The following is a 12,768-nucleotide window of genomic DNA, read 5'->3' as shown; positions in this document are numbered from 1 at the left end:
AAGATCAGCTTCATCAACCAGATCGCCGAACTCGCCGAGCACCTCGGCGCGGACATCGAATCAGTGCGCCAGGGCATCGGTGCCGATACGCGGATTGGCTATCACTTTATCTATCCGGGTTGCGGCTACGGCGGTTCGTGTTTTCCCAAAGACATGCGCGCCTTGATTCACAGTGCCGAACAGGCGCATTGCTCCAGTGATCTGCTGCAAGCGGTCGAGGCGATCAACCAGCGTCAGAAGCACAAGCTGTTTGAACGCATCAACGCGTTCTACCGTGGTGACTTGCGCGGCAGGACCTTTGCCTTGTGGGGCCTGGCGTTCAAGCCCAACACCGACGACATGCGCGACGCGCCGAGCCGGGTTCTGCTCGAAGATTTATGGGCTGCCGGGGCCAGCGTGCGCGCCTTTGATCCGGAGGCCATGGTGGAAACCCAGAATCTCTATCCAAACGAATCAAAACTGATGCTGATGGGCACGCCGGAATCGGTACTGGCCGGCGCCGATGCGCTGATCATCTGCACCGAATGGCAACAGTTCAAGGCCCCGGATTTCGAGCTGATCAAACAGCGCCTCAACAGCCCGGTCATCTTCGACGGCCGCAACTTGTACGACGCCGAGCGTCTGGCGCGCAATGGTTTCCAGTATTTCCCGATGGGGCGCGGTGAATCGTGCAAGTTGCCGATCACCTTGCGGCAGTGGCCGGCGGCTTCGGATGTGGCTTGATTTGCGCCTGTGGGAGTCAGTGGTAATCGTGAGGTTCAGACCCTGTGGGAGCGAGCCTGCTCGCGAATACGGTATGTCAGCGACATTGGAGGTGACTGATCCGCCGCCTTCGCGAGCAGGCTCGCTCCCACAGGGAAATCATATGCTCCGAGGGAAGCTGGTGTATCAGCTTGACCGGTGGCGGCTGCCCAGAGAGGATGGTGTTCGCCCAGGCTTCCCGAATAAGGACATTCCCCCTCCGTGGCCATGTATTCGCCGTTCATTCGCCGGTTGATGATCAGCTCGCTGACCGTGGTCATCAGCCGCGCCCTGGTCAGTCCGTTGCTGACGCTGTTCCTCAGCAACAAGCTTGGCCTCAATCCGCAGGATGTCGGCTTGCTGCTCGGCATCGCCGTGTTCAGCGCCACGCTGCTGTCGCTGTACGGCGGCTACATCATCGACAAGCTGGACAAGCGCCAATTGCTGATTGTGGCCATGCTCTCCAGCGGTATCGGCCTGATCCTGCTGACCTTCGCGCAGAACCTGTATCTGGTCACCCTGGTGCTGATCATCAGCGAAACCGCGTCGGCGCTGTTCCTCATCGGCTCCAAGGCGATCCTCAGTGAAAACCTGCCGGTGGGCCAGCGGGTCAAGGCGTTTTCCCTCAATTACACGCTGACCAATATCGGCTACGCCGTCGGACCGATGATTGGCGTGGTGATTGCCGGGGTGCAGCCGTCCGCGCCGTTCATCGTTGCCGGTGCGATCGCCATTGGCAGTATTTTTCTGCTGCTCGGCGCAGTCCGCGATGTCCGTCCGATAACAGCCGCCAGTGCGCCGCAAAGTTTCCTCAACACGCTGATGATCCTGAAAAACGACCGCACCATGGTGCTGTTCACCCTCGGTTGCCTGCTCAGCACATTGGTGCACGGGCGCTTTACGCTGTACCTGTCGCAATATCTGCTGGTCACCCACACCCAGCAACAGACCCTGGACACCATGGCCGCCCTGCTCGCCTGCAACGCAATCACAGTGATCCTGCTGCAATACCAGGTCGGTCGCTGGCTCAGTCGCGAACACCTGCGTCACTGGATTGCCGGCGGCACTGCGCTGTTCATCGTCGGGTTGATTGGCTTCAGTGTGGCGGACAGCCTGCTCGGCTGGTGCGTGGCGATGTTCATCTTCACCTTGGGCGAAATGATCATTTACCCGGCAGACTTCCTCTTCGTCGACACTCTCGCCCCGGAAACACTGCGCGGCAGCTACTACGGCGCGCAGAACCTGGCGGCACTCGGCGGTGGGGCGAGCCCGGTGCTGTGCGGGTTTCTGCTGATGCACACGCCGGCGCCGAGCATGTTCTATGCCCTGAGCGGCTTGGCGGCGCTGGGTGGCTATCTATGCTTCGTCAGCGCGCGGCGCACCACTTCAATGCAAAAATAGTGCACTAAAACTGCATTTATATGAATTTGTCAGCATCGACTTTGACCGGCAAACTACGCGCGTTCCTCCCCCAATGTTGGAACGCTTCTAGGGCTTTCCGGATATGCCGGACAAGTCCTTTTTTTTGCCCCGGATTTTGTAAAGGATCAGTTCTACATGCTTGCTCGCTGGTTGCCCGCTGCCATCAACACCCGCCCCACTGAATGGAGCCGTGCCGCGATCGGCATGGCCTTGGGCACGCTGTTCAGCGTGTGGATGTGCGCGCAGGTGTTCGGCCATGACGTTGCCTTTCACCTGGTCGGCCCGCTCGGCGCTTCGGCGGTGCTGCTGTTCGCCGTGTCCTCCGGCGCCCTCGCCCAGCCATGGTCGATTCTCGGCGGCTACCTGTGCGCCGGCGTGGTCGCCTTGCTGGTCGCCCATGTGCTTGGCCGTACGCTGGGCAGCGCCTGTCTCGCCGCCGGCATGGCGGTGATTCTGATGTGCTGGCTGCGTTGCCTGCACCCACCGGCCGGCGCATTGGCGTTGACACTGGTGCTCGCCGACCCTGCAACCATCGCCATGGACTGGAAAGCCATGGAGCCGGTGATGCTCGGCGCGCTGTGCATGCTCATTAGTGCGCTGGCCTATAACAACCTGACCCGCATCCGCTATCCGAAACGCGCTGCCGACCCGGCACCGCCAGTGGTCCCGGTCGACCGCCAGGCGATCACCGCCGAAGACTTGAAACTGGCGCTGGCCGACATGGAAGCTTTCATCGACGTCACCCCCGAAGACCTCGAACGCCTGATCCACGCCAGCGAACTGCACGCCAAGCGCCGCAGCATCAGCGAAACCTTCCGATAACCACGCAATTTCGAGGCATGTAAAAACGCAGATTCCCCCTGCACATATCCCCGTTGTACACGACAAATTTGCACTGTTACGATCCGCTAACGCCCGCGCGCGGGCTTTTCGAATAAAGACAATAAAAAGCAGGGAGTTACAGATGACAGCTCAGGCTTCATCCCGGCGGACCCCGTCCATGGATGCCATACCAAACGACGTGCTGGCCGAGGTGCGCAACCATATCGGCCACCTGACCCTCAACCGCCCTGCGGGCCTCAATGCAATTACCCTGGACATGGTTCGTCTGCTGCAACAGCAGCTCGATGCCTGGGCGTCTGACGCCGATGTGCACGCCGTGGTATTGCGCGGTGCCGGGGAAAAGGCTTTCTGCGCCGGCGGTGATATTCGTTCGCTGTACGACAGCTACAAAAGCGGCGACACGCTGCACGAAGATTTCTTCGTCGAGGAATACGCCCTCGACCTGACCATTCATCACTACCGCAAACCGGTGCTGGCCCTGATGGACGGTTTTGTCCTCGGCGGCGGCATGGGCCTGGTGCAAGGCGCCGATCTGCGCGTGGTCACCGAGAAGAGCCGTTTGGCGATGCCGGAAGTGGCGATCGGTTACTTCCCCGACGTCGGCGGCAGCTACTTCCTGCCGCGTATTCCCGGTGAACTGGGGATTTATCTGGGCGTCAGCGGCGTGCAGATTCGCGCGGCCGATGCGCTGTACTGCGGCCTCGCCGACTGGTATCTGGACAGCAGCAAACTGGCCCTGCTCGACGAAAAACTCGATCAGATGGAGTGGCAGGACACGCCGCTGAAGTCGCTGCAGAACCTGCTGGCCAAGCACGCCGTGCAAACCCTGCCCGATGCGCCCCTCCAAGCGTTGCGCCCGGCCATCGACCACTTCTTCGCCCTGCCCGACGTGCCGAGCATGATCGAGCAATTGCGCGCCGTCACTGTCGCCGACAGCCACGAATGGGCGGTCACCACGGCGGATCTGCTGGAAACCCGCTCGCCGCTGGCCATGGCCGTGACCCTGGAAATGCTCCGTCGCGGCAGGCACCTGAGTCTGGAGAATTGCTTTGCGCTGGAGCTGCATCTGGACCGCCAGTGGTTTGCCAGTGGCGACCTGATCGAAGGCGTGCGCGCCCTGCTGATCGACAAGGACAAGTCACCGCGCTGGAACCCGCCGACCGTCGCTGAGCTGGACGCTGCACAGGTTGCGAGCTTCTTCCATGGTTTTGATGAGAGCGGGAGCTGAGTCATGCACGATCTCGAACTGACTGAAGAACATGTGATGATCCGCGACATGGCCCGGGATTTTGCCCGTGGCGAAATCGCGCCCCACGCCCAGGCCTGGGAAAAGGCTGGCTGGATCGACGACGCGCTGGTGGCGAAAATGGGCGAGCTGGGCCTGCTCGGCATGGTTGTGCCGGAAGAATGGGGCGGCACCTACGTCGATTACGTCGCCTACGCGCTGGCGGTTGAGGAAATCTCTGCCGGTGACGGCGCGACCGGCGCGTTCATGAGCATCCACAACTCGGTCGGCTGCGGCCCGGTGCTCAACTACGGCAGCGACGAACAGAAAAAGACCTGGCTGGCCGATCTGGCCAGTGGGCAGACCATCGGTTGCTTCTGCCTGACCGAACCCCAGGCCGGCTCCGAAGCGCACAACCTGCGCACCCGCGCCGAACTGCGCGACGGCCAATGGGTGATCAACGGTGCCAAGCAATTCGTCAGCAATGGCAAACGGGCGAAACTGGCGATCGTCTTCGCCGTGACCGACCCGGAGCTGGGCAAGAAAGGCCTGTCAGCGTTTCTGGTGCCCACCGACACGCCAGGTTTCATCGTCGATCGCACCGAACACAAGATGGGCATCCGTGCTTCCGACACCTGCGCGGTGACGCTGAACAACTGCAGCATCCCCGAGGCCAATCTGCTCGGCGAGCGTGGCAAAGGCCTGGCGATAGCCCTGTCCAACCTTGAAGGCGGACGCATTGGTATCGCGGCGCAAGCGTTGGGCATCGCCCGGGCGGCGTTTGAAGCGGCGCTGGCCTACTCGAAAGATCGGGTGCAATTCGACAAGCCAATCATCGAGCACCAGAGCATCGCCAATCTGCTGGCTGACATGCACATGCAGATCAACGCCGCGCGGTTGCTGATCCTCCATGCGGCGCGGCTGAGGACGGCGGGCAAACCATGCTTGTCCGAGGCCTCACAGGCCAAGCTGTTTGCTTCGGAAATGGCCGAGAAGGTCTGTTCGTCGGCGATCCAGATTCATGGCGGCTATGGCTATCTGGAGGATTACCCGGTCGAGAAGTACTACCGCGACGCGCGGATTGCTCAGATCTATGAAGGGTCGAGCGAGATACAGCGGATGGTGATTGCGCGGGATTTGAAGAACTACCAGTTGTAATGGCGTTGGCCCTTCCCCTCACCCCAGCCCTCTCCCCAGGGAGAGGGAGCCGACCGAGTCGGTTACGGATTCAGCGGCAACCTTTCAGGTCGGCGTAATTCGCCCATATCACGCGGTCAGTCCCCTCTCCCTGGGGAGAGGGCTAGGGTGAGGGGCTTTTGAAGCTCACACACTATTTGCCTTGGAATGCAGCCTCACGCTTGGCGATAAACGCCGCCATCCCTTCCTTCTGATCCTGCGTCGCAAACGCGGCATGGAACACCCGCCGCTCAAAGCGCACGCCTTCGCTCAGGTTGACCTCGAACGCCCGATTCACGCTCTCCTTGATCATCATCGCAATCGGCAGTGACTTGCCAGCGATCACCGCTGCGACTTTCAGCGCTTCATCAAGCAGCTCATCGCTCGGCACGATCCGCGCGACGATGCCGCAGCGCTCGGCTTCCACCGCGTCGATCATGCGCCCGCTCAGGCACATTTCCATGGCTTTGGCTTTGCCCACCGCGCGGGTCAGGCGCTGAGTGCCGCCCATGCCCGGCAGCACGCCGAGGTTGATTTCCGGCTGGCCGAATCTGGCGTTGTCGCCCGCCAGGATGAAGTCGCACATCAGCGCCAGTTCACAGCCGCCGCCGAGGGCGAAACCATTGACCGCGGCGATGATCGGCTTGCGGCGGTTGGCGACGCGATCGCTGTCGCTGAACAGGTCGTCCATGTAGATCTGCGGATAGGTCAGCTCAGCCATTTCCTTGATGTCCGCGCCGGCAGCGAAAGCTTTTTTCGAACCGGTGAGGACGATGCAGCCGATATGCGCATCGGCTTCCAGCGTATCGAGGGCGTGGTTCACTTCGCTGACCAGTTGCGCATTGAGCGCGTTCAGCGCCTGCGGCCGGTTGAGGGTGATCAGGCCGACGCGGTCGCGGGTTTCCAGCAGAATCGTTTCGTAAGTCATGAATAAAATTCCTTGTCAGAGATTGCGCGAAATGACCATGCGCTGAATGTCGCTGGTGCCTTCGTAGATCTGGCAAACGCGCACGTCGCGGTAGATGCGTTCCAGAGGAAAGTCGTTGAGGTAACCGTAACCGCCAAGGGTTTGCAAGGCCATGGAGCAGACCTTCTCAGCCATTTCCGAGGCGAACAGCTTGGCCATCGACGCCTCGACCAGCGCCGGTTGGCCGCTGTCACGCAAGGCTGCGGCGTAATGCACCATTTGCCGGGCGACGGCAATTTGCGTGGCCATGTCCGCCAGGCGGAACGCCACGGCCTGATGCTCGATGATCGGCTTGCCGAAGGTGTCTCGCTCGCGGGCGTAATCACGCGCGGCCTCGAACGCAGCGCGGGCCATGCCGACGGCTTGTGAGGCGATACCGACGCGGCCGCCTTCAAGGTTGGCCAAGGCAATCTTGTAGCCCTCGCCCTCCTCGCCCAGCCGGTTGGCCACCGGCACTTTCACATCTTCGAAGAGGATCTGGCAGGTGTCGGAGGCGTGCTGGCCGAGTTTGTCTTCGACCCGCGCAACTTTGTAGCCGGGCGAGTCGGTCGGCACGATAAACGCGCTGATCCCGCGTTTGCCGGCGCTCGGGTCAGTCACGGCAAACACGATCACGATGCCGGCGTTCTGCCCGGAGGTGATGAACTGTTTGCAACCGTTGAGCACGTAGTGATCGCCTTCCAGGCGGGCGCGGGTTTTCAGGCTGCTGGCATCGGAACCGGCCTGCGGTTCGGTCAGCGCGAAGGCGCCGAGCATGGCGCCGCTGGCCAATGGTTTGAGGAAGCGCTCGCGCTGGTCGTCATTGCCGAACTTGAGAATCGGCACACAGCCGACCGAGTTGTGCACGCTCATGATCGTCGAACAGGCACCGTCGCCGGCAGCGATTTCTTCCAGGGCCATGGCGTAGGCCAGGTAGCCGGTGTCACAGCCGCCCCACTGCTCCGGCACGAGCATGCCGAAGAAGCCCAGCTCAGCCATCTCGGCGATGGCTTCCTTGGGGAAACGGTGCTCGCGATCCCACGCGGCAGCGAACGGCTTGAGCCGCTCCTCGGCAAACTGCCGGGCCATGTCGCGGATCTGGGTTTGGTCTTCGTTGGGGATCATGGTGATTCCTTGAAATCTGAGTACGACATAGAACCCTGTGGGAGCGAGCCTGCTCGCGAAAGCGGTGTGTCAGTCACGCATGTGCCGGCCGAAACAGCGTCTTCGCGAGCAGGCTCGCTCCCACAGTTGATCGGCGATGCCTTCAGTAAACGCATTCCACAGCCATGGCCGTGGCCTCTCCACCGCCAATGCAGATCGCTGCAATGCCGCGCTTGAGCTGTTTCTGCCGCAGTGCCGCCAGCAACGTCACCAGAATCCTCGCTCCCGAGGCGCCGATCGGGTGGCCCAGCGCGCAGGCGCCGCCGTGCACGTTGAGCTTGTCGTGGGGAATCTCCAGGTGCGTCATCGCCGCCATGCCGACCACGGCAAACGCTTCGTTCACTTCAAACAGATCCACTTGATCCAGCGCCCAACCGGTCTTCTTCACCAATTTCTGGATTGCGCCAATCGGTGCGGTGGGAAACAGGCCAGGGGTATCAGCGAACGCAGCGTGGCCATGAATCACCGCCAGCGCTTTGAGGCCCAGTTGCTGCGCGTGGGACTGGCGCATCAGCACCAACACCGCCGCGCCGTCGGAAATCGAGCTGGAGTTGGCTGCGGTGACCGTGCCGCCCTCGCGGAACGCCGGTTTCAGCGAGGCGACTTTGTCGAGTTTGGCTTTCGGCGGCTGTTCATCGTTGCTGATGACCACCTGCTCTTTACCGACAGTCACCGTCAGCGGGACGATTTCGTCCTTGAAGCTGCCGTCCTTGATCGCCTGTTGCGCGCGGGTGGTCGAGGCAATGGCGAAAGCGTCCTGCGCCTCGCGGCTGAAGCTGTTGGCCTCGGCGCAATCCTCGGCGAAGGTGCCCATCAGGCGGCCCTTGTCGTAGGCGTCTTCGAGGCCGTCGAGGAACATCGAATCGAGCACGCGGCCATGGCCCATGCGATAGCCGGCGCGGGCGCGGTCGAGCAGGTACGGCGAGTTGGACATGCTTTCCATGCCGCCGGCGATCACCACGTCGGCACTGCCGGCAAGCAGCATGTCGTGAGCCATGATGGTGGTTTGCATGCCCGAGCCGCACATCTTGTTGACCGTGGTGCAGCGCGTCGATTTATCCAGCCCGGCGCCCAGCGCAGCCTGACGTGCCGGCGCCTGGCCAAGGCCGGCGGGCAATACGCAACCGAACAGCACTTCATCAACCGCATCACTGGCGACACCAGCGCGTTCGACCGCAGCCTTGATCGCCGCCGCGCCGAGTTGCGGTGCGGTAAGGCTTTTCAGCTCGCCCTGAAAACCGCCCATCGGTGTGCGGACGGCGCTGACGATAACAATCGGATCATTGGACATAGTCATGACTAATCCTCCTTACTTGGCGGCCATGCGCAAGGCGCCGTCGAGACGGATCACCTCGCCGTTGAGCATGCTGTTTTCGATGATGTGGCGCACCAGCGCGGCGTATTCGGCAGGCTTGCCCAGCCGCGGCGGGAACGGCACGCCGGCGGCGAGCGAGTCGCGCACTTCCGGGGTCATGCCGGCCATCATCGGCGTTTCGAAAATGCCCGGTGCGATGGTCATCACGCGAATGCCGAAGCGCGCCAGCTCGCGGGCGGCCGGCAGGGTCAGGCTGGCGATCGCGCCTTTGGATGCCGAGTACGCGGCCTGGCCGATCTGGCCGTCGAACGCTGCGACCGAGGCGGTGTTGATGATCACGCCATGCTCACCGTCAGCGTTGGCTTCGCTTTCGGCAATCGCCGCAGCGGCTAGGCGCAGCATGTTGAAACTGCCGATCAGGTTGACGTTGATCACTTGCGCGAAACTGCTCAGGGCATGCGGGCCGCTCTTGCCGAGAATTTTCTCGCCACGCACGATGCCGGCGCAGTTGATCAGGCCGTTGAGGCCGCCAAATGCGGCAACGGTCGCCTGCACAGCGGCTTCGGCGGCGGCTTCATTGCTGATGTCGGCAACCACACTTTGCGCACCGAGGCGCTGGGCCTGAGCGGCGACGGCTTCGGCGTTCATGTCGACCAGCATGACTTTGGCGCCGGCACTGACCAGCAATTCAGCGCTGGCGGCACCAAGGCCGGAGGCGCCGCCGGTGACGATAAAAACCTTGTTCTCGATCTGCATGACGGTGTTTCCTTGGATTCAAGCTGAAACGTTGTGCGCCGCGGCCTCTTGAGCCTTGGCGATTTCCTGGTTGCGCAAGATAAAGCGCTGCAATTTGCCACTCGGGGTTTTGGGCAATTCGCTGACAAATTCGATTTCACGCGGGTACGAATGCGCGGCCAGACGCTTGCGTACGTGTTGGCGCAGCTCTTCGGCCAGCTCCGGCGCGGCGCGGTACTGCGCGCTCAGCACGACAAAGGCTTTGACCAGTTCGGTGCGTTCCGGGTCGGGTTTGCCGACGACCGCCGCCTCGACCACGGCCGGGTGTTCGATCAGGGCACTTTCCACGTCGAACGGGCCGACGCGGTAGCCCGAAGTGGTGATCACATCATCACTGCGGCCGACGAAGCTGATGCTGCCGTCCGGGTTCCACTCCACTGTGTCGCCGCTCAGGTAGTAGTTGCCAACAAAGGCCTTGGTCGGCGCGCCTTCGTAGCCGCCGAACCAGCACATCGGCGACTGCCGGCGGTCGATGGCAAGAATGCCCGGCTGACCGACGCCGAGTTCGTTGTAATGCTCATCGAGCACGACGATGCGATGGCCCGGCGAAGCGAAACCAGCGGCGCCGACATGCACCGGGTGCTCGAGGCCGTGGTGGTTGCACAGCACCATGCCCAGTTCGGTCTGGCCGTAGTGGTCGTGGATGACCACGTCGAGGTTGTCGGCGAACCAGCGGATCACTTCCGGGTTCAGCGGCTCGCCGGCGCTGCTGACGATGCGCAGTTTGCCCTTGATCGATCTGGCGAACTCCTCTCCCCCGGCTATCAGCAGGCGATAGGCAGTGGGCGAGCCGGTGAGATTGGTAATGCCGTATTTGTTGATCACCCGGCAGGTGCTTTCGAGGGTGAACGGGCCATCGTAGAAGGTGATCGGGTGGCCCAGCGCCAACGGCCCGGTGACGCCGAAATAGATGCCATAGGCCCAGCCCGGATCGGCGACATTCCAGAACGCGTCTTCAGGGCGCAGGTCCACCGCATCACGGGTGTAGCTCTGGAAAGCGACGATGGCTTTGAGCGGCACCGACAGCGCTTTCGCCGGCCCCGTGGTGCCCGAGGTGAACATCAGCAGGAACGGGTCTTCGCCGGTCAGTAGCACCGGTTCGCAGACGCTGGAATAGTTGGCCAGCTCAGCCCAGAAGCTGAAATCTCCACGGACAATGCCCTGACCTTTCACACCGCCAACGGTGACGATGGTCGGGCATGCGCTGACTTCACTGAGCTTGGGGCGATTGACCGCGTCGGTGACGACGACTTTCGCCCCGGAACTGTTCAGGCGATGTTCAAGAGCTTTCGGCCCGAATGCGGTAAACAGCGGCTGATACACCGCGCCGATGCGCCAGGTGGCGAGCACGGTGATGAGTAATTCGACGTTGCGCGGCAGCAGGCCGGCGACCTTGTCGCCCTTCTGCACGCCCTCGGCGAGGAGGAAATTGGCGAAACGCGCGGCTTTGTCTTGCAGATCAGTGAAGGTGTAAGTCGCACTTGAGCCGTCGCGACCTTCCCAGAACAACGCAATGCGCCCGGGCAACGCATGGCGGTCGCAACATTCGATGCAGGCGTTGAGTGCCGCCAGCGTACCGCTGAGCGACGCGTCGACGGTGTGCTGATAATCGAACTGTTCGGTGGCAGACAAGTAATCGCGCATTGCCAGAATCCCTCGGTGTTTTTATTAGGCTGGGAACCGTAAACAACACAGGGATAGTCGCGCCGCGCGGGGCTTGGGGCAATGGTCAAAGTTATCAAAGTGGCTGACTGGTTTGGCCAAGCCTTTTGAGGGGAATGGTCACGCGGCCCTGGGTGGGAGCGAGCCTGCTCGCGCAGGCGTCGGGTCAGACCACCTCATTAAGGATCAGTGTGCGGTAATGCCCCGGGTTCGACCCGGACCACTTGCGAAACGCCTTGTAGAACGAACTGGCATCAGCAAAACCCAGCCGTGCAGCAATCTCGACGAAACTGATCGAAGGCTCTGCCAGCCAAGTGATTGCGAGCTCCTTGCGCACACTGTCCTTGAGGCCCTGATAGGTCTGCCCTTCCTCCGCCAGTCGCCGGCGAAGGGTCGACGCGGACATGCACAGTTGCTGGGCCAGCGCCTCGGTTTCCGGCCAGTGCTCGGCGGGCACTTGCCGCAGATCGTGCTTGATCCGGCTGGCCAGGCTGTCGGGGTCGCGGTACTTGACCAGAATGTTCGCCGGCGCCTGGGCGAGAAAGCGCTTGAGTTCTTCGGCGCTGCGCTTGACCGGCAGATCGAGGCAATCGGCGGAAAAGATCATTCGTGTTCGCGGACGTTCGAAGCGCAGGTTTTCCGAAAACATCACCCGATAGTCGTCGGTGAAGTCCGGTTCGGCGCAGCGCAGTTCAATCGCCAGAATCGGAATCCGCCGCCCGGCCAGCCAGCACGCGACGCCGTGCACGATCATCCAGTAAGTGAAATAGGTAAAGGCGCGGCGCGGTTCGGCGTCGTCTTCGAGCAGGACGATTTCCGCAAGGCTCTGCTGATGCACCAGTTGCGCCGGCAGTTTTTCCAGCATCAGCGACAGGAACGTCAGAGCGGTATCCAGCGCCGCCGCCAGCGTCGGTTGCGCCATGGCGCTGCGACACAGAAACGCCAGGCTGCCGGACTTGAGCGGGCGCGGGTCCATGCCGAAGAACTCGTCATCACCGCGTCGTGCCAGCAGGCGCCAGAGTCTGGCGTATTGCGAGGCCGGCACCCTGCCCTCATCGGCCGTTAACAGAGCCGGATCGATGCCGACCTTGCTCAACGCCTCATCCGTCGCCGCGCCCGGGGCGCAACTTTGCAGCAGCGCTTCGCGCACCAGTTGAATGGCAATGGTGTCTTTTTCCGCCATGGAGCGAGGTGAGCCTTGTTGTTTTTTGGGTGGTGGGCATCTTAACCCAGCTGCTGAAGTCACCGCAGGGCCAATGTGGGAGCGAGCCTGCTCGCAAACGCGGTGTGTCAGATAAACAAATGTCACAGGCATACCTCATTCGCGAGCAGGCTCGCTCCCACAGGAATCACAGTTGTTCAGCTAAGGTTCAGCTAAATGTCAATGAATGCCATTTGGGAATGAGTGTCATTATGTTACAACTTAGCCTCCTATCTAAATCGCTGTGGCTCGCCAATGCTCGTTCCCTTTTTGATCAT

12 protein-coding genes are annotated in these 12,768 nt (G+C 61.8%); 6 read left to right on the top strand and 6 right to left on the bottom strand.

Annotation, left to right across the window (positions count from 1 at the left end):
- The 5 genes from OQK_RS24375 to OQK_RS24355 all read left to right on the top strand — a co-directional run.
- Positions 1 to 723 (top strand): UDP-glucose dehydrogenase family protein (locus tag OQK_RS24375; RefSeq protein WP_038861688.1); only part of this gene is annotated, 723 nt, incomplete at its 5' end.
- Positions 724 to 963: 240 nt separating this feature from the next.
- Positions 964 to 2,142 (top strand): MFS transporter, encoded by a 1,179-nt coding sequence (locus OQK_RS24370; RefSeq protein WP_038861687.1) that lies wholly within the window; start codon positions 964 to 966, stop codon positions 2,140 to 2,142.
- A gap of 156 nt (positions 2,143 to 2,298) precedes the next feature.
- Positions 2,299 to 2,985 (top strand): HPP family protein, encoded by a 687-nt coding sequence (locus OQK_RS24365; protein WP_016774721.1) that lies wholly within the window; start codon positions 2,299 to 2,301, stop codon positions 2,983 to 2,985.
- A gap of 142 nt (positions 2,986 to 3,127) precedes the next feature.
- Complete coding sequence (locus OQK_RS24360; RefSeq protein ID WP_016774720.1) at positions 3,128 to 4,234, top strand: enoyl-CoA hydratase/isomerase family protein; 1,107 nt, start codon at positions 3,128 to 3,130, stop codon at positions 4,232 to 4,234.
- A 3-nt stretch (positions 4,235 to 4,237) separates the two neighbouring features.
- Complete coding sequence (locus OQK_RS24355; RefSeq protein ID WP_016774719.1) at positions 4,238 to 5,389, top strand: acyl-CoA dehydrogenase family protein; 1,152 nt, start codon at positions 4,238 to 4,240, stop codon at positions 5,387 to 5,389.
- Between the two features lie 172 nt (positions 5,390 to 5,561).
- On the opposite strand, the gene OQK_RS24350 is transcribed toward OQK_RS24355, so the two are convergent.
- The 6 genes from OQK_RS24350 to OQK_RS24325 all read right to left on the bottom strand — a co-directional run bounded on the left by OQK_RS24350 (position 5,562) and on the right by OQK_RS24325 (position 12,472).
- Positions 5,562 to 6,335, bottom strand: a complete 774-nt coding sequence (locus tag OQK_RS24350) for an enoyl-CoA hydratase (RefSeq protein ID WP_016774718.1) — start codon at positions 6,333 to 6,335, stop codon at positions 5,562 to 5,564.
- A 15-nt stretch (positions 6,336 to 6,350) separates the two neighbouring features.
- A complete protein-coding gene (locus tag OQK_RS24345; RefSeq protein ID WP_016774717.1) occupies positions 6,351 to 7,478 on the bottom strand; it encodes an acyl-CoA dehydrogenase in 1,128 nt (375 codons plus the stop codon).
- 142 nt (positions 7,479 to 7,620) lie between these two features.
- Entirely contained in the window at positions 7,621 to 8,814 is a 1,194-nt protein-coding gene (locus OQK_RS24340) for an acetyl-CoA C-acyltransferase (RefSeq protein WP_016774716.1), read from the bottom strand.
- 12 nt (positions 8,815 to 8,826) lie between these two features.
- On the bottom strand, positions 8,827 to 9,588 hold the full coding sequence (locus tag OQK_RS24335) for an SDR family NAD(P)-dependent oxidoreductase (protein WP_016774715.1): 762 nt from the start codon (positions 9,586 to 9,588) through the stop codon (positions 8,827 to 8,829).
- 18 nt (positions 9,589 to 9,606) lie between these two features.
- Positions 9,607 to 11,271 carry an AMP-binding protein gene (locus tag OQK_RS24330; protein ID WP_016774714.1) on the bottom strand — a complete coding sequence of 555 codons (1,665 nt, stop codon included), beginning with the start codon at positions 11,269 to 11,271 and terminating at the stop codon, positions 9,607 to 9,609.
- Between the two features lie 184 nt (positions 11,272 to 11,455).
- Positions 11,456 to 12,472, bottom strand: coding sequence for an AraC family transcriptional regulator (locus tag OQK_RS24325; protein ID WP_016774713.1), 1,017 nt, complete (start codon positions 12,470 to 12,472; stop codon positions 11,456 to 11,458).
- A gap of 8 nt (positions 12,473 to 12,480) precedes the next feature.
- On the opposite strand from OQK_RS24325, the gene OQK_RS31710 reads away from it, so the two are divergent.
- Positions 12,481 to 12,768, top strand: a 288-nt coding sequence (locus OQK_RS31710) for a hypothetical protein (protein WP_238537258.1), incomplete at its 3' end; no start/stop codon positions are given.

The organism is Pseudomonas sp. R62 (assembly GCF_000257605.1).
GTDB classification, from domain to species: domain Bacteria; phylum Pseudomonadota; class Gammaproteobacteria; order Pseudomonadales; family Pseudomonadaceae; genus Aquipseudomonas; species Aquipseudomonas atacamensis.
This window is presented reverse-complemented; position numbering and strand designations above follow the sequence as displayed.